General features: G+C 61.3%; 23 protein-coding genes. 15 read left to right on the forward strand and 8 right to left on the reverse strand.

The window, feature by feature from the left end; translation table 11 throughout:
* Window positions 1-98: 98 nt before the first annotated feature.
* Window positions 99-779: a TetR/AcrR family transcriptional regulator gene (locus tag BJ928_RS10780; RefSeq protein WP_047629491.1), complete on the reverse strand. Its 681-nt coding sequence runs from the start codon at window positions 777-779 to the stop codon at window positions 99-101.
* A gap of 173 nt (window positions 780-952) precedes the next feature.
* Here BJ928_RS10780 and BJ928_RS10785 point away from each other — a divergent pair, with 173 nt between their 5' ends.
* The 5 genes from BJ928_RS10785 to xylA all read left to right on the forward strand — a co-directional run bounded on the left by BJ928_RS10785 (window position 953) and on the right by xylA (window position 8,018).
* Window positions 953-2,167 (forward strand): HlyD family secretion protein, encoded by a 1,215-nt coding sequence (locus BJ928_RS10785; protein WP_047628942.1) that lies wholly within the window; start codon window positions 953-955, stop codon window positions 2,165-2,167.
* Window positions 2,168-2,193: 26 nt separating this feature from the next.
* Window positions 2,194-3,801, forward strand: coding sequence for a DHA2 family efflux MFS transporter permease subunit (locus tag BJ928_RS10790; RefSeq protein ID WP_047628943.1), 1,608 nt, complete (start codon window positions 2,194-2,196; stop codon window positions 3,799-3,801).
* Between the two features lie 148 nt (window positions 3,802-3,949).
* Entirely contained in the window at window positions 3,950-4,975 is a 1,026-nt protein-coding gene (locus BJ928_RS10795) for a LacI family DNA-binding transcriptional regulator (RefSeq protein WP_047628944.1), read from the forward strand.
* 35 nt (window positions 4,976-5,010) lie between these two features.
* A complete protein-coding gene (xylB, locus tag BJ928_RS10800; RefSeq protein WP_047628945.1) occupies window positions 5,011-6,468 on the forward strand; it encodes a xylulokinase in 1,458 nt (485 codons plus the stop codon).
* Between the two features lie 239 nt (window positions 6,469-6,707).
* The gene (gene xylA, locus BJ928_RS10805) at window positions 6,708-8,018 is read left to right on the forward strand and encodes a xylose isomerase (RefSeq protein WP_047628946.1); all 1,311 of its coding nucleotides are present in this window, start codon (window positions 6,708-6,710) and stop codon (window positions 8,016-8,018) included.
* On the opposite strand, the gene BJ928_RS10810 is transcribed toward xylA, so the two are convergent.
* Window positions 8,009-8,413, reverse strand: coding sequence for a VOC family protein (locus BJ928_RS10810; RefSeq protein ID WP_047628947.1), 405 nt, complete (start codon window positions 8,411-8,413; stop codon window positions 8,009-8,011). The two genes, xylA and BJ928_RS10810, sit on opposite strands and share 10 nt — an antisense overlap.
* A 12-nt stretch (window positions 8,414-8,425) precedes the next feature.
* Window positions 8,426-9,451 carry a LacI family DNA-binding transcriptional regulator gene (locus BJ928_RS10815; protein WP_047628948.1) on the reverse strand — a complete coding sequence of 342 codons (1,026 nt, stop codon included), beginning with the start codon at window positions 9,449-9,451 and terminating at the stop codon, window positions 8,426-8,428.
* Between the two features lie 166 nt (window positions 9,452-9,617).
* Between BJ928_RS10815 and BJ928_RS10820 the strand changes: the two genes are divergently transcribed.
* The 5 genes from BJ928_RS10820 to BJ928_RS10840 all read left to right on the forward strand — a co-directional run bounded on the left by BJ928_RS10820 (window position 9,618) and on the right by BJ928_RS10840 (window position 15,957).
* A complete protein-coding gene (locus BJ928_RS10820; RefSeq protein ID WP_047628949.1) occupies window positions 9,618-11,141 on the forward strand; it encodes a sugar ABC transporter ATP-binding protein in 1,524 nt (507 codons plus the stop codon).
* A gap of 61 nt (window positions 11,142-11,202) precedes the next feature.
* A complete protein-coding gene (locus tag BJ928_RS10825; protein ID WP_047628950.1) occupies window positions 11,203-12,213 on the forward strand; it encodes an ABC transporter permease in 1,011 nt (336 codons plus the stop codon).
* 67 nt (window positions 12,214-12,280) lie between these two features.
* Window positions 12,281-13,228 carry a substrate-binding domain-containing protein gene (locus tag BJ928_RS10830; RefSeq protein WP_047628951.1) on the forward strand — a complete coding sequence of 316 codons (948 nt, stop codon included), beginning with the start codon at window positions 12,281-12,283 and terminating at the stop codon, window positions 13,226-13,228.
* Between the two features lie 265 nt (window positions 13,229-13,493).
* Window positions 13,494-14,546 (forward strand): sugar phosphate isomerase/epimerase, encoded by a 1,053-nt coding sequence (locus BJ928_RS10835; protein WP_047628952.1) that lies wholly within the window; start codon window positions 13,494-13,496, stop codon window positions 14,544-14,546.
* Window positions 14,547-14,769: 223 nt separating this feature from the next.
* A complete protein-coding gene (locus tag BJ928_RS10840; RefSeq protein ID WP_047628953.1) occupies window positions 14,770-15,957 on the forward strand; it encodes a Gfo/Idh/MocA family oxidoreductase in 1,188 nt (395 codons plus the stop codon).
* Between the two features lie 52 nt (window positions 15,958-16,009).
* Here BJ928_RS10840 and BJ928_RS10845 read toward each other — a convergent pair whose 3' ends face one another.
* The gene (locus BJ928_RS10845) at window positions 16,010-16,414 is read right to left on the reverse strand and encodes a DoxX family protein (RefSeq protein WP_047628954.1); all 405 of its coding nucleotides are present in this window, start codon (window positions 16,412-16,414) and stop codon (window positions 16,010-16,012) included.
* Between the two features lie 257 nt (window positions 16,415-16,671).
* On the opposite strand from BJ928_RS10845, the gene BJ928_RS10850 reads away from it, so the two are divergent.
* From BJ928_RS10850 to BJ928_RS10860, 3 genes are all read left to right on the forward strand, one after another.
* Window positions 16,672-18,045 carry a GH1 family beta-glucosidase gene (locus BJ928_RS10850; protein WP_047628955.1) on the forward strand — a complete coding sequence of 458 codons (1,374 nt, stop codon included), beginning with the start codon at window positions 16,672-16,674 and terminating at the stop codon, window positions 18,043-18,045.
* 154 nt (window positions 18,046-18,199) lie between these two features.
* Complete coding sequence (locus tag BJ928_RS10855) at window positions 18,200-18,748, forward strand: NADPH-dependent FMN reductase (RefSeq protein WP_183079393.1); 549 nt, start codon at window positions 18,200-18,202, stop codon at window positions 18,746-18,748.
* Window positions 18,749-18,858: 110 nt separating this feature from the next.
* Window positions 18,859-21,069, forward strand: a complete 2,211-nt coding sequence (locus tag BJ928_RS10860; RefSeq protein WP_047628956.1) for an EAL domain-containing protein — start codon at window positions 18,859-18,861, stop codon at window positions 21,067-21,069.
* A gap of 52 nt (window positions 21,070-21,121) precedes the next feature.
* Here BJ928_RS10860 and BJ928_RS10865 read toward each other — a convergent pair whose 3' ends face one another.
* Together BJ928_RS10865 and BJ928_RS10870 are read right to left on the reverse strand one after the other, a co-directional pair.
* The gene (locus BJ928_RS10865; protein ID WP_047628957.1) at window positions 21,122-22,063 is read right to left on the reverse strand and encodes a rhodanese-related sulfurtransferase; all 942 of its coding nucleotides are present in this window, start codon (window positions 22,061-22,063) and stop codon (window positions 21,122-21,124) included.
* Window positions 22,064-22,235: 172 nt separating this feature from the next.
* Window positions 22,236-22,721 carry a MarR family winged helix-turn-helix transcriptional regulator gene (locus BJ928_RS10870; RefSeq protein WP_245432282.1) on the reverse strand — a complete coding sequence of 162 codons (486 nt, stop codon included), beginning with the start codon at window positions 22,719-22,721 and terminating at the stop codon, window positions 22,236-22,238.
* A 49-nt stretch (window positions 22,722-22,770) separates the two neighbouring features.
* On the opposite strand from BJ928_RS10870, the gene BJ928_RS10875 reads away from it, so the two are divergent.
* Window positions 22,771-24,288, forward strand: coding sequence for an FAD-dependent oxidoreductase (locus BJ928_RS10875; RefSeq protein WP_047628959.1), 1,518 nt, complete (start codon window positions 22,771-22,773; stop codon window positions 24,286-24,288).
* A gap of 53 nt (window positions 24,289-24,341) precedes the next feature.
* On the opposite strand, the gene BJ928_RS10880 is transcribed toward BJ928_RS10875, so the two are convergent.
* Together BJ928_RS10880 and BJ928_RS10885 are read right to left on the reverse strand one after the other, a co-directional pair.
* The gene (locus BJ928_RS10880) at window positions 24,342-25,253 is read right to left on the reverse strand and encodes a CHAD domain-containing protein (protein ID WP_047628960.1); all 912 of its coding nucleotides are present in this window, start codon (window positions 25,251-25,253) and stop codon (window positions 24,342-24,344) included.
* Window positions 25,231-25,716, reverse strand: a complete 486-nt coding sequence (locus BJ928_RS10885; protein ID WP_047629494.1) for a CYTH domain-containing protein — start codon at window positions 25,714-25,716, stop codon at window positions 25,231-25,233. The genes BJ928_RS10880 and BJ928_RS10885 overlap by 23 nt, the downstream gene beginning before the upstream one ends.
* Window positions 25,717-25,876: 160 nt before the next feature.
* Between BJ928_RS10885 and BJ928_RS10890 the strand changes: the two genes are divergently transcribed.
* Window positions 25,877-26,515 (forward strand): 2-dehydro-3-deoxy-phosphogluconate aldolase, encoded by a 639-nt coding sequence (locus BJ928_RS10890; protein ID WP_047628961.1) that lies wholly within the window; start codon window positions 25,877-25,879, stop codon window positions 26,513-26,515.
* Window positions 26,516-26,526 lie beyond the last annotated feature (11 nt).

The following is a 26,526-nucleotide window of genomic DNA, read 5'->3' on the forward strand; positions in this document are numbered from 1 at the left end:
CCGGATTACTCATAGGCTCCCGGCAGCCGCGATGCTTGATCGCTATTGCGGAGTTGGATCGCTACGCGCTTACAGGCGAAAGAGGAAGGTCGCGCGTGCTAATCCTTGCGATCGGGGCCGTAACCGGCCAGGAAGACGCGCACGGCACCGCGAACGACATAATCGATCTCTTCCTTCGAGGGAGGCTCGTCCATATCGCCGAACAGCCGCAGCTTGAAATAGCCGCCGCTGGCCATTTCGAGAAAATGGCGGGCGGCCATGTCGAAATCGTCGATCTTGAGGTGGCCGGCCGCGACCTGGCGCTCAAGGAAACCGCGCAGCACCGTACGCAGGTTTTCCGGGCCGGTGAAGAAACGTTGACAGAGCGACGGCATACGCTCGCGCACGCCGATGACCGTGCGCATGGCGTTGATGGTCTTGTTCGAGGTGACATGCGTCACAAACACCATGCCGAAATCATAAAGGGACGTCGTAACATCCGCTTCGTCGGAAAGCGCCGTGCGTACCAGATTGACGAAATAGGTGCGCTCGCTCTCCATCATGGCGGCAAACAAGTCTTCCTTGTTGGCGAAATAGACGTAGAGGGTGCCCTTGGAGACGCCGGCTTCACGCGTCACATCATTCATGCTCGCCGCGTCGAACCCCATTTTCATAAAGACGCGCTTGGCGCCTTCGAGAATCTGGTGGCGCTTGACCGGATCTTCGCCAGCTGCCCAACGTCCACCGGAGCCTGGCGCGGGCGCGTTCAATATGGCGGCATTTTGCGGTTCGTGTTTCATCGTCTCCTTCATTCGATCCATTCGATCACTTTTTCTGATTCTTAAACAGATTCGCCAATTAAATCGAACCGCTCAGTTCGATATCTCTTGATATGGAATGAAAAAGGCTCTATGTCAATTGAACCGAACCGTTCGGTTCGATTATTTTGCCCAGATTTTCGGTGGTAGGGATAATGTCGTCAAGTCATGGAAACAATGTAGCGCGCATCGTGGATGCTGATGCAGAGGCAGAAGCCCAGGACGCTGGTGCGCCTGCGGATGCCCCTGTTGCCGAGACGCGCAGCAACCCGGCCCCCGCCCAGGCTGCGCCTGCCGCTCCGGCCCCCGCGGCCCCACCGCCGCCGGAAAAGAAGCGGCGCAGCCTGGCTTTTCCGATCATCATCGTCGCGGCTCTCGCAGCCGGCGGCTGGTATGGCTATGACTGGTGGACGAACGGCCGCTTCATGGTCTCCACCGACGACGCCTATATCGGCGGCGATATCGCGACCATTCAGCCGAAGGTGACAGGCTATGTCGCCAAGGTAGACGTCGTTGCCAACCAGCAGGTGAAGGCGGGCGACGTGCTCGCGACGCTGGATGACGGCGACTACAAGCTGGCATTGGGACAGGCTCAGGCCTCGCTCGATACCGAACAGCTTTCACTCCATACCATTGATGCACAGATCGCTGCCGGCCAGGCAGCCCTTGCCCAGTCGCAGGCGCAGAAGGTTGCCCTGGAAGCCACGGTCCGCGGCGCCCAGATCACCCAGACGCGCGCTGCCGAACTGCAATCGAAGTCGGTCGGCACCACGGCCGCTTTGGATAGCGCCAATATCGCGCTTGATCAGGCCAAGGCCAATCTGGTCGGCGGCGACGCCGCCATCGCATCCGCGCAGGCCAACATCAACCTGTTGCAGGCGCAGCGCCGGCAGGCCGAAAGCACGATCAAGGGCCTTGAGGCCGCTCGTGACAAGGCTGCCCGCGACCTGTCCTTCACCGTTTTGAAGGCGCCCTATGACGGTATCGTCGGCAATCGTTCGGTACAGGAAGGAGACCTTGTCTCCCCCGGCCAGAAGCTGATGGCGATCGTGCCGATCCGCCAGCTCTATATCGACGCGAATTTCAAGGAAACGCAGATCCAGCATCTGGTTCCCGGTTCCAAGGTCAATATCCACGTCGATGCCTATAGCGACCATCCGATCGTCGGCACCGTCGAGTCGATCTCGCCGGCATCCGGTTCGGTCTTCTCGCTGCTGCCGCCGGAAAACGCGACGGGTAACTTCACCAAGATCATCCAGCGCGTGCCTGTCCGCATCGCACTGCCGCAGGATGCGCTCAATTCCGGTCGTCTGCGCGCAGGCCTCAGCGTCGTCGTCGACGTCGATACCCGCACGGCGCCGGACAAGTAAGCGATCAAGCTCGGGAGAGACGAACCATGTCGTCCGCCAGCACTACAGCCGGGTCGCCTCCACGCGCGGCCGGGCCCGCCGCGCCAGCGTCGGATCATATAGAGACGAAAAAACTCATCGCCTTTCTGGCGATGGTGCTCGGCATGTTCATGTCGATCCTCGACATTCAGATCGTCTCGGCGTCGCTCAGCGAAATCCAGGCCGGCCTCAGCGCGGGCTCGGATGAAATCGGCTGGGTCCAGACGGCCTATCTGATCGCCGAAGTCATCATGATCCCGCTGTCGGGAACGCTGGCGCGCATCATTTCCACGCGCTACCTGTTCGCGATTTCGGCCGCCGGTTTTACCGCAGCGAGCGCGCTTGCTGCGACCGCAACGAACATCGACCAGATGATCATCTACCGCGCCCTGCAGGGCTTCATCGGCGGTGGCATGATCCCCTCGGTGTTTGCGGCGGCATTCACCATCTTCCCGCCATCGAAGCGCAACGTCGTCTCGCCGATCATCGGCCTGATCGCGACGCTGGCGCCGACCATTGGTCCGACGGTGGGCGGCTACCTTTCCAATGCCTTCTCCTGGCACTGGCTGTTCCTCGTCAATATCCCGCCTGGGATCATCGTTGCGATCGTCACCTGGAACTTCATCGATTTCGACAAGCCCGAACTGTCACTGTTCAAGAAGTTCGACTGGTGGGGCCTACTTTCGATGGGCGTTTTCCTCGGCGCGCTGGAATATGTGCTCGAGGAAGGCAATACGAACGACTGGTTCAACGATAATTACATCGTCGCCGGCGCCATCGCGTCCGCCATCGGTGCGGTCATCTTCTTTTACCGAGCCTTCACGGTGGAATTCCCGGTGGTCGATCTGAAGGCGTTCACGAACAAGAACTTCTCCTTCGGTTCGATGTTCTCCTTCGTCATGGGCATCGGTCTCTATGGTCTGACCTATATCTATCCGCTCTATCTCGCGCGTATTCGGGGTTACGATTCGCTGCAGATCGGCGAGACGATGTTCGTTTCAGGTCTCACCATGTTCTTCACCGCGCCGCTGGCCGGCTTCCTGTCGAGCAAGGTCGATCTGCGCATTCTCATGATCATCGGTTTCACCAGCTTCTCGGCCGGTACCTACATCATGATGCATCTGACGGTGGACTGGGACTTCTGGGAGCTGCTGATTCCGCAGATTCTGCGCGGCTTTGGCCTGATGCTCTGCATGGTGCCGATCAACAACATTGCGCTCGGAACCATGCCGCCAGCCCGCATGCGCGGGGCGTCAGGCCTGTTCAACCTGACCCGTAACCTCGGCGGCGCCGTTGGCCTTGCGATCATCAACACGCTGCTGACGAACCGGCAGGACCAGCACTATTTCAGCCTGCGCGACCATATTCATTGGGGAAGCCATGCTGCCGTCACCCAGCTGAACAACATGGCCGCCAACTTCAATGCGGCCGGTCTGGATGGCGAGCAGGCGGCGCTGAAACAGATGGTCAACATGGCGACGCAGCAGGCGATCGTCATGTCCTTCAGCGATATCTTCCTGATGCTGACCGTGCTGTTCCTCGCAATGATCCTTGGCGTCCTGATGCTGAGCAAGCCGAACGTGCCCGGTGGCGGAGGCGGTGGCGGAGGCCACTGACCCGGTTCTTAAAGAATGCTCCCAAGGCATGGCCCCTCCTCGTGAGGGGCCTTTTTTATTTGCTGTCATGGCCGGAAAAGTATGCGTCTGAAAATTTCTGATTTACGTACATCAGAAATCGCAGTAAGGTTTTCGTCAGGAGGAACCGATGAGACCGACCGTGCACGATATTGCCGCCGCTGCGGGCGTCAGCCTTGCCACCGTGGACCGGGTATTGAACCAGCGGCCAGGCGTGCGGCTGGTGACGCGGGAGAAGGTGGAGGCCGCCATCCGCCAGATCGGCTATATCCGCGATGTCGCCGCCGCCAATCTGGCCAAGGGCCGTGTCTACCCCCTCGTTTTCATTGTGCCGACCGGCGACAATTCCTTCATGCACGGGCTGCGTTCCGAGGTGCATCAGGCGACCTTGCGCGCGGGCATGGAACGCACGGATATCCGCATCGTCGAAGTGCCGGCCTTCGATGTCCTCGCCCTGGTGTCAGCACTGGACGCATTGCAGGGGCAGAATATTGCCGGCGTCGCCCTGGTGGCGACCGACGCGCCGGAGGTGCGGGCCGCGGTCGACCGGCTTGTTTCCGAGCGCATTCCGGTCGTCACGCTGGTGTCGGATCTTACCGATTCCAACCGGCATCACTATGCCGGCATCGACAACATCGCCGCTGGCCGTACGGCTGCCCGGCTGCTCGGGCGGTTCCTCGGTGGCCGCGAGGGCGATCTCACCGTTCTTGCCGGTTCCATGCTGGTACGCGACCATCGCGAGCGCCTGCAGGGTTTTTCGGCCGTGATGGCGGAGGAGTTTCCCAAGCTGCGGCTGTTGCCAGTGCTGGAAGGACGTGACGATCCGGAGCGGACGAAAGCGCTCGTCTCCAAGGCTCTGTCGGACAACAAAGATATCGCCGGCATCTACAGCCTCGGTGCCGGTAACCGCGGCCTGATCGCGGCTCTGAAGGCCACCCGGCCCGAGCGTGAACTGACCGTAGTCGTACATGAGTTGACGCAGCATACGCGGGCAGCGCTGCTGGATGGCACGATCGATGCCGTCCTCAATCAGGATGCCGGTCATGAGGTGCGCAGCGCCATCCGCGTCATGAAGGCAACCGCGGACGGTCAGGCCGTCATCGCCGACCAGGAGCGCATCCGTCTCGACATTTTCTTGAAGGACAATCTGCCCTGAGCGTTCAGGCTGCAGAGCATAGGGAGTAACATTTAATGTATTTGGGTCTCGATCTCGGAACGTCTGGCGTCAAAGCGATGCTGATCGACGGCAATCAGAAGATCATCGGTTCCGCCCATGGCGACCTCGATGTCTCGCGCCCGCATCCAGGCTGGTCCGAGCAGGACCCGGCACACTGGGTTCGCGCGACCGAGGAAGCCATTGCGGGATTGAAGGCCGCGCATCCCAAGGAGCTGGCATCGGTTCGCGGCATCGGCCTGTCCGGCCAGATGCATGGCGCGACGCTGCTCGACGCCGACGACAAGGTGCTGCGCCCCTGCATCCTCTGGAACGACACGCGCAGCTATCATGAGGCTGCCGCGCTTGACGCCGATCCGCGCTTTCGTGCTCTGACCGGCAACATCGTCTTCCCCGGCTTCACGGCGCCGAAGCTTGCATGGGTTGCCAAGAACGAGCCGGATGTCTTCGCCAAAGTGCGCTGGGTGCTGTTGCCGAAGGACTATCTGCGTCTGTGGCTGACGGGCGAGCACATGTCGGAAATGTCTGACTCCGCCGGCACCTCCTGGCTCGATACAGGCAAGCGCAAATGGTCGTCGGAGCTGCTGGCCGCGACCAATCTCGATGAAAGGCAGATGCCGACGCTGGTCGAAGGCACCGAAGTTGCCGGCAAGCTGCGCGGCGAGCTGGCCTCGAAATGGGGTATTGCCGGCGATGCCGTCGTTGCCGGCGGGGCAGGGGACAATGCGGCCTCGGCCTGCGGCATGGGCACGGTCAGCCACGGCGCCGCCTTCGTTTCTCTCGGGACGTCGGGCGTGCTCTTTGCGGCCAACGGCTCCTACCTGCCGAAGCCGGAAAGCGCTGTCCATGCCTTCTGCCACGCGCTGCCCAACACCTGGCACCAGATGGGCGTCATCCTGTCGGCGACCGATGCGCTCAACTGGCATTCGCATGTGACGGGCAAGTCGGCCGCCGAGCTCACCACCGAGCTTGGCGACACGCTGAAGGCGCCGACGAGCGTCACCTTCCTTCCCTATCTCTCCGGCGAGCGCACGCCGCATAATGACGCGACGATCCGCGGCGCCTTCATCGGTCTCGGCCATGAAAGCGGCCGTGCCGTGCTGACGCAGGCCGTGCTCGAAGGTGTGTCCTTCGCCATCCGCGACAATCTGGAAGCGCTGCGCTCCGCCGGCACGGACATTGCGCGCGTGACGGCCATCGGCGGCGGCTCGCGCTCCCGCTATTGGCTGGCCTCCATTGCCACCGCGCTCGGCGTGCCTGTCGACCTGCCGGCGGACGGCGATTTCGGCGCGGCCTTCGGCGCTGCTCGCCTCGGCCTGATTGCCGCCACCGGCGCCGACCCGGTCGCGGTCTGCACCCCGCCACAGACGGCCGGCACGATCGATCCCGTGGCGTCGCTGACGGAAGCCTATGCGGATGCCTACAAGCGCTATCGGGCGGTTTATCCCGCGATCAAGCCGCTTTCAGCGCATTGAAACAGCGTGCGTGAGAGCCCCTCATCCGCCCTCCTGAGCTTGTCGAAGGGCGGGCACCTTCTCCCCGTTCTGACGGGGAGAAGGAGAAGGCGGCAACGGCTGCCCGTCCCTAACGCTTTACTTGGCTGGGATACAGAGGTCGTCCCCTCTCCCTGCAAGCGGGGAGAGGGCTAGGGTGAGGGGCAGCGCCGCATGAAAAAGACAAGCAATACCGAAATACCAACCCAAGGAGACAAAATATGAGCACCGGATTTTTTGGTGACATCAGCAAGATAAAATACGAAGGCCCGGACAGCACCAATCCGCTCGCCTTCCGCTATTACAACAAGGATGAAGTCGTTGCCGGCAAGCGCATGGAGGACCATCTGCGCTTTGCGGTTGCCTACTGGCACACCTTCACCTGGCCGGGCGGGGATCCCTTCGGTGGTCAGACCTTCCTTCGTCCGTGGTTCAACGAGACGATGGAAGCCGCCAAGCTGAAGGCCGACGTCGCTTTCGAATTCTTCACCTTGCTTGGCACGCCCTACTACTGCTTCCACGACGCCGACGTGCGTCCGGAAGGCAAGAATTTTGCCGAGAACACCAAGAACCTCAACGAGATCGTCGACTACTTCGCGCAGAAGCAGGCCGAAACGGGCGTCAAGCTGCTCTGGGGCACGGCAAACCTCTTCTCCAACCGCCGCTTCATGTCGGGCGCTGCGACCAATCCCGATCCGGACGTCTTCGCCTTCTCGGCTGCGACCGTGAAGACCTGCATGGACGCTACCCACAAGCTCGGCGGCGAGAACTACGTGCTTTGGGGCGGCCGCGAAGGCTATGAGACGCTGCTCAACACCGACCTGAAGCGTGAGCTGGACCAGATGGGCCGCTTCCTCAATCTCGTCGTCGAATACAAGCACAAGATCGGTTTCAAGGGCACGATCCTGATCGAGCCGAAGCCGCAGGAGCCGACCAAGCATCAGTATGACTACGACGTTGCCACGGTTTACGGCTTCCTGAAAAAGAACGGCCTTGAGAATGAAGTGAAGGTCAATATCGAGCAGGGCCATGCGATCCTTGCCGGCCATTCCTTCGAGCATGAACTGGCGCTTGCCAATGCGCTCGGCATCTTCGGTTCGATCGACATGAACCGCAACGACTACCAGTCCGGTTGGGACACCGACCAGTTCCCGAACAACGTTCCGGAAATGACGCTGGCCTATTACCAGGTTCTGGCAGGCGGCGGCTTCAAGTCGGGCGGCACGAACTTCGACGCCAAGCTGCGCCGTCAGTCGCTCGATCCGGAAGATCTGCTCATCGGCCACATCGGCGGCATGGATTGCTGCGCTCGCGGCCTGAAGGCTGCCGCCAAGATGATCGAGGACAAGGCGCTCTCCAAGCCGCTCGCCGACCGTTACGCCGGCTGGGATTCCGCCGAAGGCCAGAAGCTGCTGCGCGGCGAATATTCGCTCGATCAGATCGCCCAGTGGGTCGAGACGAAGGACGTCAACCCGCAGCCGAAGTCTGGGAAGCAGGAACTGCTGGAAAACGTCGTCAATCGCTACGTTTGATCGACAGGTTCGGGAGGCGGTGCTCCATCGCCTCCCGACTTCAGCCTGAAGGCGCGGCTGGAAATGGATATGGAATTCCCTGATGGGTCCTTGGCGTTGGCGAAGACATAGCCATCGGCTTGATGTATGGGGCCGAATTCCAGTCCCTCTTCGGCGCATTTCGTGCGGAAAGCTTCGACATGCTCGACGTCGAAGACCAGTTTCACCAGCACCTGACCCATTTTCTGCGCCTTACCGGCCGCATGGATCATCAGATTAGCGCCGCCGTCCTGTGCCAGCAGTTCGACGATCCGATCGCCATCCTCCCGATGCGGCTTGAACCCGAAATGCTTCTCGTAAAAGCTGATCGTCGCTTCGACATCGCGGACATAGAGAGTGATCCTGCCGAGCGTCATCGCGGCATCCGCCTATCGCCGCGTGCGCGATGGTGCCGAAACCGAATTTCGCACCACGAGATCAGGCCGGAGCAGGATCTCCGTCTCGGGCGGCTCGCCATCCGACAGCAGTTCGAGCAGGAGCGCCATCGCATGCTTTCCGATGGCGGTGCGCGGCTGCCGGATCGTCGTCAGCGACGGCGTCATGAAGACAGCTTGCGGCACGTCGTCGAAGCCGGTCACGGAGAAATCCTCGGGGATGTCGTAGCCGCGCGTCTTCAGCCCGATCATCACGCCGATCGCGGTCTGGTCGTTGACGCACATGAAGGCTGTCGGCAGCGTGTCGCGCATGAAGAGCTGTTCGACGGCAAGCCGCCCGCTCTCGATGGTACCGTCGCCGTCCAGGACGATGCGAACGTCGTGACCGATGCCGGCCACATCCAGGCCGGCCTCATAGCCCATGCGCCGGCGGCTATAGGCGAGGCGGGTGCGGGAATCGCCGATGAAGGCGATCTTGCGATGGCCTTCGGCGATCAAGAGGTCGACGGCCTTGCGGGCGCCGGCGATATCATCGACGCCGACATAGGGAATGCCGCCATTGAAAACCGGCTCGAACACGCCAACGCTCGGCGGCAGCCGCGCCGTCATCGTCTGATGCCCGAAGGGCAGGATGCCGGTGAAGAGGATCAGGCCAGCCGCCTGGTTGGAATTCAGGAACTTCAGATATTCCAGCCCGCGCTGCGCGTCGTTCTGCGTGTGGCCGATGAGGATGCCGTAGCCGTGCGAGCGCGCCTCATTCTCCAGGCCGATGAGAATATTGGAGAAGTTGGGATCGCCGATATCGGGGGCGACGACGAGGATCATATTGGAGCGACCGAGCCTCAGGCTGCGCGCCATGGCATTGGTGGTATAACCGGTGACGGCGATAGCCTGATTGACTTTCAGCCGCGTCGAATTGGCGACTTTCTCCGGTGTATGGATTGCCCGCGAAACCGTTGCTATCGAAACATTGGCAATTCGGGCGACGTCTTCGATAGTTGCGGGCGTGGAATTCGACACTGCGCTCTGCCTTGGGGTCTCGTCTGCGCTGGAGACTACACAGACTTACGTGGAGGTCAAAGGTGACGACGAAAATTTGTACGATATCCAATGATGTAAACCTTTACACAGGTTATGTAAAGGTTTACACACCATGGAAAGCGGGTGGGACCGCAGGGAGGATTCAATGAGTTCGGAAGCCGTCGACGGTACTGTCGTGCTGTCTGCGAGAGGGATATCCAAGTCCTTCAACGGCGTGCAGGTGCTGTTCAGCGTCAACTTTGATCTTCGCGCTGGCGAGATCCACGCTCTCATGGGCGAGAATGGCGCCGGCAAGTCGACCCTCGTCAAGGTCCTTTCCGGTTTCGAGCAGCCGACCTCGGGCGAAATCCTCCTTGATGGTAAGTCGGTCAAGCTGCCGCCGAACGGCGCTGCGGAAGCGCTCGGCATCGTCATCATCCATCAAGAATTCAATCTTGCCGACCATCTGACCGTCACCGAAAGCCTGTTTCTCGGCCGCGAAGTCACGCGTTTCGGCGTGCTCGATCGCAAGCATATGCGAGCGGAGACGCGGCGCGTGCTCGATCTGCTCGGTTCGCATGTCGATGAGAATGCGCCTATCAGCACGCTTTCCGTCGCCGACAAACAGATGGTGGAGATCGCCAAGGCAATCAGCCGCGATGCGCGCATCGTCTTCATGGATGAGCCGACTGCGGTTCTGTCGCGCGAGGAAACCAATTTCCTGTTCAAGCAGGTGCGCAAGCTGCGTGACCAGGGAACGAGTTTCGTCTTCGTCTCCCACAAGCTCGACGAGGTCATGGAGCTGACCGATCGCGTCACGGTGTTGCGCGATGGTCAATGGGTGAAGACATCGCCGACCTCGCTGCTCGATGGCGAATCGATCGCCCAGCTGATGGTCGGGCGGGAGCTTTCCAGCCTCTATCCGGCCAAGAACGAGCCCGATGTCGACGAAAAGGTGGTGCTGAGCGTCAATTCTGTCTCCACCGGCTATGTCCGTGATGCGAGTTTCGAGTTGCGCAAGGGCGAGATCTTGGGCTTCTCCGGCATGATCGGCTCGGGCCGCACCGAGCTGATGGAGGCGATCGTCGGCCTGCGCTCGCGCATATCCGGCGAAGTCGTCGCCAACGACCAGACGGTGCCCCCGCATGACGTGCATGCAGCCATTGGGGCCGGCCTTGCCTATATGACGAAGGACCGCAAATCCAAGGGTCTGTTGCTGAACTCGGGCATGGCGGTCAACCTGACGCTGCAATCGCTCGATCGGCACGGCAAGTTCGGTTATCTCAGCGCCTCCAGCGAGGCGAATGCACTGACGCGTGCTCGCCGCCGCTTCGACATTCGGGTGCGTGACGGCAATATCGTTGCCGGCCGCATGTCCGGTGGCAATCAGCAGAAGCTGCTTCTGGCGAAGGTCATGGAAACCGAGCCGCAGATCATCATCATCGATGAACCCACTCGCGGCATCGATGTCGGCACCAAGCAGCAGATCTATCATTTCATCTCGGCGCTGGCGCGCGACGGCCATTCGATCATCGTGGTCTCTTCGGAAATGCCCGAGGTGATCGGGCTGTGCACGCGGATCGCCGTCATGCGCGAGGGACGAATTGTCGGCGTGCTCGAAGGCGACGAGATCTCCGAGCAGGAAATCATGCGCTATGCGGCGGGCCTGAAGAAAAAGACGGCGGCCTGAAGGGGCGGCGGAGAGCAGGGCGAATTCCCAGCAGTCATGGGACGGGAGGTTGGTTTTGGTTATGAGCGTGGGCGAAGACAGCAGCGGCAAGGCTGGCCGGCGGGGGCGTTCCTGGCGGGATATCGATCTTAGGGCCGTTGCGCCGTTTGCGGCGCTGGTGTTGCTTCTGATCGTCGGCGCTCTGGTCAATCCGAACTTCATCGGTATTACCAATCTCACCAATGTCGCGACGCGGTGCGCCTTTATCGCCATCATCGCCGTTGGGGCCACCTTCGTCATCTCGGCCGGCGATCTCGATCTGTCCGTCGGCGCGATGGTTGCCTTTGTCGCGAGCCTGATGATCCTGTTCATGAACTCGGGCGTCATTGCCGACCCCACCATGATGCTGGCGGCGGCTGTGCTGTTCTCGATTATTGCTGGCATCCTCTGCGGCCTCGCCAACGGGCTGATTACGACCATGGGCAAGATCGAGCCGTTTATCGCGACGCTTGGCACGATGGGCGTCTATCGCGGCCTGACGACCTGGCTATCGCAGGGCGGCGCGATCACTCTGCGGCCGGCGGATATTCAGGCGCTGTACAAGCCCGCCTATTACGGCTCGGTGCTCGGCGTGCCGGTGCCGATCGTGGTCATCCTCGTCGTCACCTGCATTGCGGCCTTCATTCTCTATCGCACCCGCTATGGGCGGCATGTGATTGCGGTTGGCTCCAATCGAGACGTCGCCCGCTATTCCGGCGTGGCGGTCAACGGCGTGCGCACCATCGCTTTCGTTATCCAGGGATTTTGCGTTGCCATCGCCGTGCTTCTCTATGTACCGCGGCTTGGCTCGACGTCGGCGACCACGGGCAACCTGTGGGAGCTGCAGGCGATCACCGCCGTCGTCGTCGGCGGCACGGCGCTGAAGGGCGGGGCAGGCAGGGTATGGGGCACGATCTGCGGCGCCTTCATCCTCGAGCTCGTCGGCAATATCATGCTGCTTTCCAATTTCATCAGCGAGTATCTGCTCAGTGCCATCCAGGGTGCGATCATCATCATCGCCATGCTGGTTCAGCGCTCGCTTGCTCGCAAATAGCGAATAACCGGGTCAGGGGGCGCCCGGTCGTCATAGCAAGGCCCTGTCTCTATCTGGGAGGAAGAACATGCGAAAAAGACTAATAGGCTTGGCTGTCGTGATGGCGGCTCTGGCCGGCACCGTGCACGCAGAGGACAAGAAGGTGACGATCGGCGTTTCCATTCCGGCCGCCGACCATGGCTGGACTTCGGGCGTGGTGTTCCATGCCGAGCGCGTCGCCAAGCTCTTGATGGCGGAGCATCCGGGCCTCAACGTTATCGTCAAGACCTCGCCGGACGCTGCGAGCCAGGCCAATGCGGTGCAGGACCTTGAGACCCAGGGTATCGACGCGCTCGTGATCCTGCCGTCCGATCCGGACCCGCTCGTCAACGCCATCAAGGAAGTCAAGGACAAGGGCAAGTTCGTGACACTCGTCGATCGTGCGCCGAGCAACAACGACAATTCCGTCCGCGATCTCTATGTTGCCGGCAACAACCCGGCGCTTGGCCAGACCGCCGGCGAGTACATCAAGAAGAACGACCCGGACGCTCAGGTCGTCATCATCCGTGGCCTGCCGATCCCGATCGACCAGCAGCGTCAGGACGGCTTCGACAAGGGTATTGCCGGCTCGAACGTCAAGGTTCTCGACCGCCAGTACGGCAACTGGAACCGCGACGACGCGTTCAAGGTCATGCAGGACTACCTGACCAAGTTCCCGAAGATCGACGTCGTCTGGTGTCAGGATGACGACATGGCCGTCGGCGTGCTGCAGGCGATCGAACAGGCCAAGCGCACCGACATCAAGTATGTCATCGCCGGCGCTGGCTCGAAGGACATGATCAAGAAGGTCATGGACGGCGACAAGCTGATCCCGGTCGACGTGCTCTATCCGCCGGCAATGGTCGGCACCGCGATGGCACTGACGGCCGCCAACTTCTACGACCAGGTTCCGGTTCGAGGCAATTACATCCTCGATGCGACACTCGTCACCAAGGACAATGCCAAGGACTTCTACTTCCCCGATTCACCGTTCTGATCGGTCACTCGGTTGATTTTACAAGGCGCCCGCCGATTTCGGCGGGCGTTTTTTAAGTGTTCCATCGGCTCGTCTCAACGTGGATGGAAATTTTGCGGCACGTACCTCTTGCCGTTGGCGGCGCGCCGTGATTAGGTCGCAAGGCATTCGACTTTCATCCTGAAGACCCTATAGTTTTTTGAGGCTACGGCACCAAAGCCGCCTCGGATTTGGGTCCGAAAGGCATCGGAAACGTTTACAGAACGCGATTAGGGAGGAATTACAGATGAAGACGATCAAGGGACCAGGCCTGTTTCTTGGCCAGTTTGCCGGTGACGCGGCGCCGTTCAACTCGTGGGATTCGATCACGAAATGGGCTGCCGATGCCGGCTATGTCGGCGTGCAAGTTCCAACCTGGGCGAGCCAGCTCATCGACCTGAAGAAGGCAGCTTCCTCGAAGGATTATTGCGACGAGTTCGCCGGTGTCGCCCGCGCCAACGGCGTCGAGGTCACCGAGCTTTCCACCCACCTTCAGGGCCAGCTCGTCGCCGTGCATCCCGCCTATGACGAAGCCTTTGATGGCTTTGCCGCGCCGGAAGTGCGTGGGAATCCGAAGGCACGGCAGGAATGGGCGGTTGAGCAGGTGAAGATGGCGCTCACCGCTTCCAAGCATCTCGGCATCAAGGCGCATGCGACCTTCTCCGGCGCGCTTGCCTGGCCCTTCATCTATCCCTGGCCGCAGCGCCCCGCCGGCCTCGTCGAAACCGCCTTCGAAGAGCTTGCCCGCCGCTGGACGCCGATCCTCAATCATGCCGACGAAAACGGCGTCGACGTCTGCTACGAGATCCATCCCGGTGAAGACCTGCATGACGGCATCACCTTCGAGATGTTCCTGGAGCGCGTGAAGAACCATCCGCGCGCCAACATGCTCTACGATCCCTCGCACTATGTCCTGCAGTGCCTCGATTATCTCGAGAACATCGACATCTACAAGGACCGCATCAAGATGTTCCACGTCAAGGATGCCGAGTTCAATCCGACCGGGCGCCAGGGCGTCTATGGCGGCTATCAGGGCTGGGTCGAGCGCGCCGGCCGCTTCCGTTCGCTTGGCGACGGCCAGGTCGATTTCGGTGCCGTCTTCTCGAAGATGACCGCCAACAATTTCGACGGTTGGGCCGTGGTCGAGTGGGAATGCGCGCTGAAGCATCCCGAAGACGGTGCCCGCGAAGGCTCCGAATTCGTCAAGGCGCATATCATCCGCGTCACGGAAAAGGCGTTCGACGATTTTGCCGGCAGCGGCACGGACCAGGCGGCGAACCGCCGTATGCTGGGGCTGTAATCCAAACCCTTCTCCCCGCAATTGCGGGGAGAAGGTGGACTCAAACGATGGAGCGGAGCGAAATCGCTTGAGGACGGATGAGGGGCTTTCTCGATATTTCCACCAATTCAGAGCCTGCAGAAGGCTCGGCCCCTCACCCTGACCCTCTCCCCGCAGGCGGGGAGAGGGGACGATTGCGACACGCGATCGTGTTCAAACAATTCAATTCATTCAGGAGGACAAAATGGCAATCGAAGGATCATCGGAACAGACGCGGGAGCCGCGCATTCGGCTTGGCATGGTGGGCGGCGGCGCCGGCGCATTCATCGGAGCGGTGCATCGCATTGCGGCACGCATTGACGATCAGTTCGATCTCGTTGCCGGTGCGCTCTCGTCTTCGCCGGACAAGGCCGTCGCTTCCGGCCGCGATCTCGGCCTCGATCCCTCGCGCACCTATTCGAGCTATCGCGACATGGCGATCCGCGAAGCCAAGCTGAAGAACGGCATCGAAGCCGTTTCGATCGTCACGCCGAACCATGTGCATTACGACGCTGCCAAGGAGTTCCTGAGGCGCGGCATCCACGTCATCTGCGACAAGCCGTTGACCTCCAACCTTGCCGACGCGAAGAAGCTGAAGAAGGTGGCCGACGAGAGTGGCGCGCTCTTCATCCTTACCCACAATTACACCGGCTACCCGATGATCCGTCAGGCGCGCGAAATGATCGCCAATGGCGAACTCGGCGATATCCGCGTCGTGCAGGCGGAATATCCGCAGGATTGGCTGACCGAGAATATCGAACAGTCGGGTCAGAAGCAGGCGGCATGGCGTACCGATCCGGCCCAGTCCGGCGCTGGCGGTTCCACCGGCGATATCGGCACGCATGCCTATAACCTCGCCTCCTTCGTCACCGGTCTAGAGCTCGACAGCCTTGCCGCCGATCTCGACAGCTTCGTCGAGGGCCGTCGTCTGGACGATAACGGCCATATGCTGCTGCGCTTCAAGGCGAAGGGCAGCGAAAAGCCGGCCAAGGGCATGCTCTGGTGCAGCCAGGTGGCGCCCGGTCATGAGAATGGCCTTAAGCTCCGTGTTTACGGCACCAAGGGCGGCATCGAGTGGACGCAGGCCGATCCGAACTATCTGTGGTACACGCCGTTCGGCGATCAGAAGCGGCTGATCACCCGCAATGGTGCAGGCTCCGGCGCTGCCGCGGCGCGCGTCTCGCGCATCCCCTCGGGCCATCCGGAAGGCTATCTGGAAGCGTTCGCCACGATCTACACCGAGGCGGCGCGCGCCATCAATGCCCGCAAGAAGGGCGTGGCGATCGATCCGGCCGTTATCTACCCGACCGTCGATGATGGCGTGAAGGGCGTGGCTTTCGTCGAGGCCTGTGTCGCTTCCTCGAAGCGCAACGGCGCCTGGGTCAAGGTATAAGCTTCAGTCTGGGCTTGGTCCGAGACGGTACGCCGCCTCGGACCATGTTCACTCAGGCCGCGACTTCCTGCTTGCGCTTCGTGAGCGCGTCGACGCTCAGCGGGCCGCCGCCGGCGCTGGCGAGAAACAGGAAGATGAAGCAGAAGAGGATGGCGGCTGTGCCGCCGTTCTGTGCGGGATAGAAGCTCTGCGGTGCGTGGCGCAGGAAATAGGCAAACGCCATCAAGCCCGATAGCACGAAGGCGGCGATCCGCGTCTGGAAGCCGATCAGCACGAGGAAGCCGAGGGTCAGTTCCAGCAGGCCGGCGATCCAGGAGAGCGACCCCACAGGCGGCACGGTTTGCGCGGCCGGGAAATACAGCACTTTCTGCGTTCCGTAGCTGAACAACACAAGCGATGCGACGATGCGCAGGAGGCTCAGCAGATGAGGGTGGAGGGCGTGGATCGCAGGAAGCATTTGTATCCTTTCGTTGTCAAGATTGAATACTACCCTCAATTGATCCGCGCTCAAAAGACAAGTCACGACTGTTGACATTGCTGTTATCGAGCCGTGCGAAAACTATTGCCGCGGCCGGCGAAATTTACGAGATGCCCTTAGCCGGCTTGGTTTGTCGATACCTGCAACGTTACAGTTTTCAGACGCCGGCACTGTACTTTGTCATGCCGCTTGGTTAAACCGCAGCCAACGAAGCCATAACAGACGGGATTTTCATCATGATCGATCCGAAGCTTCTTGCCGATCGCTTCCCCGGCGATTTCACATTCGGTGTTGCCACCGCCGCCTTCCAGATCGAAGGCGCCACCAAGGCTGATGGTCGCAAGCCATCCATCTGGGATGCCTTCGCCAACATGCCCGGCCGCGTCTATCAGCGCAATAATGGCGATGTCGCATGCGACCACTATAACCGGCTGGAACAGGATCTCGATCTGATCAAGGAGATGGGCGTCGAAGCCTATCGTTTCTCGATCGCCTGGCCGCGCATCATTCCCGAAGGCACCGGCCCTGTGAATGAAGCCGGACTCGATTTTTACGACCGCCTGGTCGACGGCTGTAAGGCGCGGGGGATCAAGACCTTCGCGACGCTTTATCATTGGGATCTGCCGCTGACGCTTGCGGGTGATGGCGGCTGGACGGCGCGTTCGACGGCGCACGCCTTCCAGCGCTATGCCAAGACCGTCATGGCCCGTCTCGGCGACCGTCTGGATTCCGTCGCCACCTTCAATGAGCCCTGGTGCATCGTCTGGCTGAGCCACCTCTATGGCGTTCATGCGCCGGGCGAGCGCAACATGCAGGCCGCCCTTTACGCCATGCACTACATGAACCTTGCCCACGGCCTCGGCGTCGAGGCGATCCGCTCCGTGGCGCCGAAGGTTCCAGTCGGTATCGTGCTCAACGCTGCATCCGTCCTGCCGGGCTCGGACCGCCCCGAGGACCTCGCCGCAGTCGAACGCGCGCATCAGTTCCACAACGGCGCCTTCTTCGATCCGATCTTCAAGGGCGAATATCCGAAGGAGTTCGTCGAGGCGCTCGGCGATCGCATGCCTGTCGTCGAGGACGGCGATTTGAAGACCATCAATCAAAAGCTCGATTGGTGGGGTCTGAACTATTACATGCCGATGCGCGTCCTCGATGATGCCTCCAAGAGCGGCGATTTCCCCTGGACGAAGGATGCGCCGCCGGTCAGCGACGTCAGGACGGATATCGGCTGGGAGGTCTATTCGCCTGGCCTGAAGCATGTCGTCGAGGATCTGAACAAGCGCTACGAGCTGCCGGATTGCTACATCACCGAGAACGGCGCTTGCTACAATATGGGCGTCGTCAATGGCGAGGTCGATGACCAGCCGCGCCTCGATTATTACATCGAGCATCTCGGTGTCGTCGCCGATCTCATCAAGGACGGCTATCCGATGCGCGGCTATTTCGCCTGGAGCCTGATGGACAATTTCGAATGGGCGGAAGGCTATCGCATGCGCTTCGGCCTCGTGCATGTCGATTACGAGACCCAGGTCCGCACCATCAAGAAGAGCGGCAAGTGGTATCGGGAACTTGCCTCGCAGTTTCCGAAGGGCAACCACAAAGGGGATTGATGCGGTTTTAGCTTCCCCTTGAGGGTAGAAGCGCATGAAATCCGCGGGCGGCGGTGCCCGCAATGGTCACCGCACCCTCGACCTCCGGTCCGACCCTCCCCCCAAGGGGAGAGTACTTGTCGCCCGAATCGGCAGGGCCTGATAGACATCATGTATGATCCAGCGGCCGATTTCCCTTTACGCGCTTTGCGGCAGCCAGCGGCGGGCCTCGACCAGCCGCAGGCTGCTTGATGCGCTGCGGCTTGCCTGTCCTGCTGGCGTCACCATTGAGATCTGCGACCTGATCGGCGAAATACCGATCTTCAATCCGGACAATGAGGGCGAGAAAACGCCATCCATCGTTCTGGAACTTGCGGGGAAGATCGGCCGGGCCGATGGCCTCATCGTTTCCTGCCCGGAATATGCCCATGGCATACCCGGTGGTTTCAAGAACGCGCTGGATTGGCTGGTGTCGCGCGACGAGGTTCCGTTCAAGCCGCTGATGTTCGCCCATGCCTCGCATCGCGGCGATCTCGTATTGGCACAGCTGACCGATGTGCTGCAGACCATGTCGCTGCGTATCGTCGAGGACGCTTTCTTGCGTCTGCCGATTGCGGGCAAGAGCGATGAGGCGCAGGCCGCGATGCTGCTGGAAGCGCGCGAAAGCGGCCTTTTATCAATGAGTCTCGGCCGTTTTAGCCGGGTAATTGCCGCCGGAATGTGAATTCTCCCGACTTCGGCAAATATACAACCATTTCCTGTAGGAATCTCCGATTCCCCTTAACCGTTTATTGAAGACCTGACGTCAGACTTCGCCGTCAAGGAGAAAAGGCGTTGGGAGCAGCTTTCAAGTCACTGCGTCAGAGTGCACACATCGGTCGTCATTCCATCGTGACGGCCGTCTTGGTTTCCTTCGCTCTTGTCGTTGCCGTGGTGACTCTGATGGTGCTCACCGCGATCGGCCGCGTTGCCGATTATTCCAACAAGCTGGACGACGAGCGCTCCTGGGAGACGACCGTCGGCGCGTTGAAGACGTTTCAAGGGCAGCTGGAAGCGACGTTGCACGACCATTCCGCGCGCAACGATGCGGCGCGGCACGTCTACGGAACCGACAATCAGGGATGGATCGTCGGCAACTATGGCGACATCTCCTCCAACGGTGCGCTGTTCGACACCGCAGTCATCGTCGATGACGACAACAAGCCTGTCATCGCCTATCACGACGGCCAACCGATGACAGAGAATATCGAGGATGTGCTCGGGACCGCCGTCTGGGCGCTCGTCGATCAGGCGCGCACGACGCGCATCACGGGTGTGCCGGAAGCCTCGGGCTATATCATGACGCGGGACGGCATCGCCGCCGCCGGCGCCGCGACGATCCGCGAGAGATCGGGCCGCATTCCGGTGCCCGAGGGTCATCGGCGCTATCTGATCCTTGTGCGCTATCTCGATGCCGCCCGCATCAAGATGCTCTCCAACACCTATGTCATCAGTGGCCTGACGCTGGTGCCGCCGGATACGGTTGCGCTGCATGCGGTCTCCATCGTCGATCCGCTCGGCAAGTCGCTTGGGCGGCTGATGTGGAGCTCGCGCCAGCCGGGCGACATGAGCTATCAGCAGGTTCGTCCCCTGGTTCTCGGCGCGCTCGGTCTGGTCGGCCTGTTCTTCGTGGTGCTCTTGATCCTGGGGTCGCTCGCGGGGCGCCGACTGCGGGCGGAGGAGGTTCAGGCGCGTCAGGTGTCGCTGCGCGACCGGCTGAGCGGGCTCCTCAATCGCGAGGGGTTGCGGCTCGATGTCGATCGCCAGGTCGAGCGGGCACGCTCCGACGGCACGAACGTCCTGCTTCTCTATCTCGATCTCGACGGTTTCAAGGAAATCAACGACGCCTACGGGCACGGCACGGGTGATCAGCTCATCCGCGCCGTGGCGGCCGGGCTCAAGGTGCTGGTGCCGCCGCAGGCGGCGCTGGCACGTCTTGGAGGCGACGAGTTCGCTATCGTATTTCCGACGAAAGAGCTCAACGACGCCCCGGCATTGCGGCTGGCCGAACAGATCCTCGATTTCCTTTCCGAACCTTTGGAGATCGGCCGCCGCGTCGTGGTCGTCGGGGCCAGCATCGGCATTGCAAGCTCGCCGGAGGGCCGGATCGACCGCGAGGAACTGGTGCGCCGCGCCGATCTTGCCATGTACAAGGCCAAGGAAGCCGGCCGCGCCCGCATGACCTGCTACGACACGGCGATGGACGCCCATCGCGAGGAGCGCAATGCACTGGAGCTGGACCTCCGCCGCGCCATCGACATGGAGGAACTGACGGTCGCCTACCAGCCTCTGGTCGACGCATCGAGTTGTGAAATGATCGGCGTCGAGGCGCTGGTGCGCTGGAACCGTCCCGGCCACGGACCGATTTCGCCGGAGGTCTTCATCCCCATCGCCGAAACAAGCGGCTTGATCGAGGCGTTGGGTCTGCTCGTCCTGCGCAAGGCCTGCGAGGCGGCGCGGCAATGGCCGGATCTGCATGTCGCCGTCAACGTTTCACCGGGTCAGTTCCGCAATCCAGCCTTCGCGGATTATGTCCGCAGCGTCCTGAACAGCACCGAGATCGAGGCCGACCGGGTGACGCTGGAAATTACCGAGGGCTACATCATTCAAAATCCGGAGCGCACCCGCCAGTCGATTGAGCGATTGAAGAGGCTCGGCGTCAATGTGGCGCTCGACGATTTCGGCTCCGGGTTCTCTTCCATCGGCTATCTTCGCCAGTTCGGCTTCGATCGCATCAAGATCGACCGCTCGCTGACGATGAATGTGCTCGAAGACAACCGCGCCCGCGAAATGGTCAAGGCGACCGTGGCGCTGGCCCGCTCGCTCGATATCCCGGTTACGGCCGAGGGTATCGAATCCGAGGCGCAGGGAAGGGCGCTTGCGGGCTTCGGCTGCGACGAGCTGCAGGGCTATTTCTACGGCAAACCGATGCCGGAAGCCGAGATCAGCAAGCGGCTCGCCGTGCAGATGGCGACGGCGCTGGACGAAGAGCACGCTGCCGCCTGACACTCCCGCGCATTCCTGAGGGAAGGCAGCAGCGAAGTTTTATGAAAATGCTTTAGCCGATATGCTCGTGGCCGCGCTTGCGGGCAAGCGCGATCTGCCGCTGCCTCTCACGATAGCGCTCGCGGTCCTCTTCGCTGCGCTCGTGATAGCAATGGCTGCAGGAAACGCCGGCCTCGTAGAAGGGTGAGGTCACTTCCTCTGCCGTAATGGGATTGCGGCAGGCGTGGCAGAGCTTGTGACTGCCTTCCTTCAGGCCATGCTCGACGGAGACACGCTCGTCGAAGACGAAGCAGGCGCCTTCCCACAGGCTTTCTTCCGCCGGCACTTCCTCGAGATACTTCAGAATGCCGCCCTTGAGATGATAGACCTCATCGAAGCCCTGCTGCTTCATGAAGGCGGTTGCCTTCTCGCAGCGGATACCGCCGGTGCAGTACATCGCGATCTTCGGCTTGTTATGCAGGCCGGTATTGTCGCGCACCCATTCGGGAAATTCGCGAAAGGTCTTGGTCTTCGGATCGACTGCACCCTTGAAGACGCCGATGGCGGTCTCGTAATCGTTGCGGGTGTCGATGACGATCGTGTCGGGGTCGGAGATCAGCGCGTTCCAGTCCTTCGGCGCGACATAGGTGCCGACGACCCTGGTGGGGTCGATATCCTCGACGCCCATGGTGACGATCTCCTTCTTGAGCTTCACCTTCATGCGCACGAACGGCATTTTCGACGCGCGGCTTTCCTTGTGCTCCAGATCGGCAAATTCCGGCTGCGCGCGCAGAAATGAAAGGACGGCGCCGATGCCGGCATCGGTTCCGGCAATCGTGCCGTTGATCCCTTCATGTGCCAGCAGCAGCGTGCCCTTCACGCCCTTTTCTTCGCAGAGCGCAAACAGCGGCTCGCGCAGGCTTTCGAAGCGCGGGAAGGAAACGAAATGATAGAGCGCGGCAACGAGGAATGCGCCGGTCGTGTCTCGCCGTGGATCTGAAAGCATGTCGGTCATGGCGGGGAAATACAATTTTGTGAGCTTTCAGGCAATCGGGATTTACGCCGCAGGCCTATAGTACGCTGGTCATCGCGGCTGAAGGCGCCAAAATGCCATCGCCGACAGGCCGCAACGTTGCGCGACCAGCGATTTCAAAAGCAGGCATTGTCGTCCAGATTGGCTGACATGCTTAGCGGGTCTCGGGCGCCTCATCCTTGATGTCGTCGGCAAACCTGCGCATGAGCCGCACAAGGTCTTCGATATCCTGGTCGTCCCATTTGGCGAAAATGGACCGTGCGATCCTCTCGCGCGCCTCATCGATGCGATCGGTCATTTCCTTGCCCTTCTCGGTGATGACAGCCTCGCGGAGGCGGCGGTCGATCGCATTCTCCCGCCGGCTGATCAAGCCGAGACCTTCCATCTTCGCGACCTGACGGCTGACGGTGGTGTAGTCGCGTCCGACGCGATCGGCCAGTTCGACAACGCCGATCGGGCCGAGCCGTTCCACCAGAACCAGGAGGGAAAACAGCGCGCGATCGAGGGAGATGCCGGCCTCCCGGATCATTGCCTCATCGCGCTGTGGCCGGTTCATGACGCCGACGATCTCGACGAGCGCACTATGGAGTTCGCGCAGTCGACCGCCAATAGGTGTATTTTGCAAGCTTTTCGTTGACACGGGACCGCCTTTCATTCAATATGTGCATATTACACATATGGAGACGGAAATGACAGAGCAATTTGCAGCCGATGTGCTGATTTGCGGCGCGGGCGCGGCTGGCCTGGCGCTTGCGATCGATTTGGCGAGGAGGGGAGTTTCCTTCCGCCTGATCGAGAAGATGGACGAGCCGTTCCGTGGATCGCGCGGCAAGGGCATTCAACCACGAACCCAGGAGATTTTCGAGGATCTCGGCATTCTCGACCGGATCGTCGCGACTGGTGGCCTTTATCCGCCGGAGCGGCGATATCGCGATGACGGCAGTTTTACCGAGTCCGACATTACCGAGCATCAGGACCCGACACCGGCTGAACCGTACCATCTGCCCCTGATGATACCGCAATTCCTGACCGAAAGGGTGATGCGCGAAAGGCTGCTCGAGCTCGGCCATAGGCCGCAATTCGGCCTCGAGCTGGTTGGCTTCGGGCAAGATGCGGGCGGGGTGACGGCGCGTCTCGCAGGCACGGCGGGAGAGGAAACTCTCCGGGTGCGCTGGCTCGTCGGTGCCGACGGCGGCCGCAGCTTCGTTCGCCACGCCCTTGGTATCGACTTTCCCGGCAAGACCCTCGGCGTTCGCGCCATCGTGGCCGACGTTGTCTTGACCGGTCTCACGCGCGATGCCTGGCACCGCTTCAACGAAGGCGACATGGCGCGGCAGATCATGTTCTGCCCGCTCGCCGGAACGGAAATGTTCCAGATACAGGGGCCGATCCCGCTGGACGGCAACATCGATCTTTCCGCGGAAGGGCTGGAGGCCATGGTGGCGGAGCGGACCGGGCGACAGGATATTCATATCCAGTCCGTATCCTGGTCGTCGGCCTATAGCATGAATGCGCGTCTGGCCGATCGGTACCGCGTTGGCCGGGTTTTCCTCGTCGGTGATGCCGCCCATATTCATCCGCCGACCGGCGGGCAGGGCCTCAATACCAGCGTGCAGGATGCCTACAATCTCGGCTGGAAGCTGGCTGCGGTCGCCAATGGCGCCGGTGATACGCTGCTCGACAGCTATGAAGAGGAGCGCCGGCCGGTCGCGGCCGAGATGCTCGGTCTGGCAACGAGGCTTCTCGATGCTCAGAAGCAGGGCGATATTCGCAGAGGTCGCGAGGTGCATCAACTCGATATCGGCTACCCGTCGTCCTCGCTCGCGCTCGAAATGCCTGGACGTGTCGGCCGCTTGTCTGCCGGCGACCGGGTTCCGGATGCGCCGATCCGTGGTGCTGCCGGCCAGCCGACACGGCTCTTCGACCTATTTCAAGGTCCGCACTGGACATTGATCGGCTACGGCGTGGAACCCGGATCGGTGTCGCCGCGTGCAGGGCTACGTATCCATGTCTTCGGCGCGTCGGGCGACATGGTCGATGCCGGGGGTCATCTTCGCGATATCTACGATCTATCGCCCGGCGAATGGGTGCTCGTGCGGCCGGACGGCTATATCGGTGCCATCGTCGCAGCCGGGAATGTTGCAGTGCTGGAAGGCTATTTCGCGCAGGTGGGACTTGGCTTGGAGGGCAGTGCGGCGCGGGCCTAAGACAAGAGCCGATCAAGCCGGTTGAGCGGCGCGAGCTGGGCGCCTCTCCCATTTCAGTCCGACGCGTCCAGCCAGAGGCGCCTTATGGTTCGCGCCTCGTTCTCCGGCTTGTCGGCAAAGATCCAGCGGGCGCGGTCCAGCGCCTCCTCGCGGGCGGTCTGCTGCCGGGAAATGATCGCTTCCAGCAGGCGGGCGTGATCGTCGCTCCTGTCGAAGAGATGCGGCTCGCGGTCGGCGACATCGGCCAATATCGACATGTCGAGGTAGCGGCCGAGAACGTCGACCAAAGCTTTGGCCTCCAGCTGCTTGGCATGCATCGCCGCCGGCCAGACGTCGCGCAGCAGCATGTGATGCATCCAGTAGTCCTGGCTGCGCTTGCGCAGGTCATGAAAGCTTTCTGCATGGGCAGCGTCGGCGTGGCATTCGGATAGTGCCCGTATCGCCTTGCGGGCATTCTTGCGCCAGCTCTTCTGAAAGAGACTGGCCGTGTCGCGCCGGCCGCAATCGAAGGATGCGTCCTTCAGGGCTTCACGCGCCTCGGCGCATGTGGCGACTGCCGCCTTTGCCTTGTCCTCCAGGTCGGTCTCCGCCTCCGCAAGCCGGTCACGTCTTGCGGTCAACAGATCGCTCACCCGGGTCAACGCCTGCAGTTCTTCGGCAGATGCCGCCGTTGCTTGCAGGTAATGGCTGATCTCGATTAGTGCGGTCGCGTCGCGGACGCTGGAAAGCGTGCGCGCCATCTCTCGAAGCCGCTGATTTTCCCGCTGCTGAAATTCGCTCGCGATCGGAGCTATCAAGCGGTACAGCGCCCGCACGCGCTTGACGTTCTTGCGGGCGGCGTGAACCGCTTCATGCAGGCCCTGCGGCCTATCGGTCAGTTCGGCCATCGCCCTGCCGAGTTGATGCGCGGCGGCTTTGTGCACCTCGTCATCAAGCGCCCGGTCAGGCCGTATGCGATAGCTCATCGTACTCCTGCTCGAACTGCGTCGCGAGGGCCTGGTTGGAGTAGCGGTATTCGCCGGTCACCTCGCGTCCGATCCAGTCCGGCAGTTCCGGATTGTCGCTTTCTTTGCCCATCTCCACCTCGGCGATCACAAGGCCGCGATGGGCGCCGCGGAAGACATCCACTTCCCAGGTGAAGCCCTTGAAAGGCACCTTGTGGCGGGTCTTCTCGATGACGAGGCCGATCGCCGTTCCCAGCAATTCCTCCGCCTCGTCGATGGGGATCTCGTATTCGAATTCGTCCCTTGTCATCGCCTTGCCGATCTTGATCGTCAAGGTCGCCTTCGTGTCGTTCGTCAGCCGTATTCTCACGGAACGGCCTTCCATGGAGGCGATATATCCCTGTCGCAGGATCAGCCTCTCCGAAACGAACTCACGCCAATGATCGCCGCGCACCAGAAACTTTCGCTCGATCTCTTTTGCCATGCGTTTGACATGCTCCATCGGCACAGATTGAAACAGAGTATAGCAAGTTGCCGCAATTTCCTACCCGTCGTATTTAAAGCGAGCTTTTGTCTCGACAAGCACCTTCGGGAAGGCTATTCGAAAGCCGGATTTCAATCGTTTTAAAGGGAGTGCATCGACCATGGGCGAGAAAACCGCGAAGCTTCTTTCCATTCTGAAACTGCAGCCTGTCGTTCCCGTGCTGATCGTCGACGATGCGAAATCGGCCGTGCCGCTCGCCCGTGCGCTCGTCGCCGGCGGCTTGAAGGCCATCGAGATCACGCTGCGCACCGCCGGCGCGCTCGATGCGATCCGGGCTGTCGCGGAAGAAGTGGAAGGAGCCGAGGTCGGCGCCGGCACCATCCTTAATACCAGCCAGTGGGATGCGGCCGTCGAAGCCGGCTCCAAGTTCATCGTCAGCCCAGGCACGACGCAGGAGCTGCTCGATGCCGCGCGCTCCTCGGATGTGCCGCTCCTGCCCGGTGCTGCCACCGCGAGCGAAGTCATGGCGCTGCGGGAAGAGGGTTATACGGTGCTCAAGTTCTTCCCGGCCGAGCAGGCCGGTGGTGCTGCCTACCTCAAGGCGCTGTCCTCGCCGCTATCAGGCACGGTCTTCTGCCCGACCGGCGGTATCTCGCTGAAGAACGCCCATGATTATCTGTCGCTGCCGAACGTCATCTGCGTCGGCGGCTCCTGGGTTGCGCCAAAGGAGCTGGTTACCGCCGGCGACTGGGCCGGCATCACCAAGCTCGCAGCCGAGGCCGCGGCGCTCAAGGGCTGAGCACCCGCTTC

This window comes from Rhizobium sp. WW_1, from assembly GCF_003610155.1.
In the GTDB taxonomy this organism is placed as follows: Bacteria; Pseudomonadota; Alphaproteobacteria; order Rhizobiales; family Rhizobiaceae; genus Rhizobium; species Rhizobium tropici_A.

Coding starts and splice junctions, on each gene's coding strand:
- BJ928_RS10840 (WP_047628953.1), top strand. CDS start 14,770: ATGGCAATCGAAGGATCATCGGAACAGACGCGGGAGCCGCGCATTCGG.
- BJ928_RS10850 (WP_047628955.1), top strand. CDS start 16,672: ATGATCGATCCGAAGCTTCTTGCCGATCGCTTCCCCGGCGATTTCACA.
- BJ928_RS10790 (WP_047628943.1), top strand. CDS start 2,194: ATGTCGTCCGCCAGCACTACAGCCGGGTCGCCTCCACGCGCGGCCGGG.
- BJ928_RS10810 (WP_047628947.1), bottom strand. CDS start 8,413: ATGACGCTCGGCAGGATCACTCTCTATGTCCGCGATGTCGAAGCGACG.
- xylA (WP_047628946.1), top strand. CDS start 6,708: ATGAGCACCGGATTTTTTGGTGACATCAGCAAGATAAAATACGAAGGC.
- BJ928_RS10780 (WP_047629491.1), bottom strand. CDS start 779: ATGAAACACGAACCGCAAAATGCCGCCATATTGAACGCGCCCGCGCCA.
- BJ928_RS10865 (WP_047628957.1), bottom strand. CDS start 22,063: ATGACCGACATGCTTTCAGATCCACGGCGAGACACGACCGGCGCATTC.
- BJ928_RS10890 (WP_047628961.1), top strand. CDS start 25,877: ATGGGCGAGAAAACCGCGAAGCTTCTTTCCATTCTGAAACTGCAGCCT.
- BJ928_RS10820 (WP_047628949.1), top strand. CDS start 9,618: ATGAGTTCGGAAGCCGTCGACGGTACTGTCGTGCTGTCTGCGAGAGGG.
- BJ928_RS10835 (WP_047628952.1), top strand. CDS start 13,494: ATGAAGACGATCAAGGGACCAGGCCTGTTTCTTGGCCAGTTTGCCGGT.
- BJ928_RS10885 (WP_047629494.1), bottom strand. CDS start 25,716: ATGGCAAAAGAGATCGAGCGAAAGTTTCTGGTGCGCGGCGATCATTGG.
- BJ928_RS10880 (WP_047628960.1), bottom strand. CDS start 25,253: ATGAGCTATCGCATACGGCCTGACCGGGCGCTTGATGACGAGGTGCAC.
- BJ928_RS10875 (WP_047628959.1), top strand. CDS start 22,771: ATGACAGAGCAATTTGCAGCCGATGTGCTGATTTGCGGCGCGGGCGCG.
- BJ928_RS10845 (WP_047628954.1), bottom strand. CDS start 16,414: ATGCTTCCTGCGATCCACGCCCTCCACCCTCATCTGCTGAGCCTCCTG.
- BJ928_RS10825 (WP_047628950.1), top strand. CDS start 11,203: ATGAGCGTGGGCGAAGACAGCAGCGGCAAGGCTGGCCGGCGGGGGCGT.
- BJ928_RS10785 (WP_047628942.1), top strand. CDS start 953: ATGTCGTCAAGTCATGGAAACAATGTAGCGCGCATCGTGGATGCTGAT.
- xylB (WP_047628945.1), top strand. CDS start 5,011: ATGTATTTGGGTCTCGATCTCGGAACGTCTGGCGTCAAAGCGATGCTG.
- BJ928_RS10855 (WP_183079393.1), top strand. CDS start 18,200: ATGATCCAGCGGCCGATTTCCCTTTACGCGCTTTGCGGCAGCCAGCGG.
- BJ928_RS10795 (WP_047628944.1), top strand. CDS start 3,950: ATGAGACCGACCGTGCACGATATTGCCGCCGCTGCGGGCGTCAGCCTT.
- BJ928_RS10830 (WP_047628951.1), top strand. CDS start 12,281: ATGCGAAAAAGACTAATAGGCTTGGCTGTCGTGATGGCGGCTCTGGCC.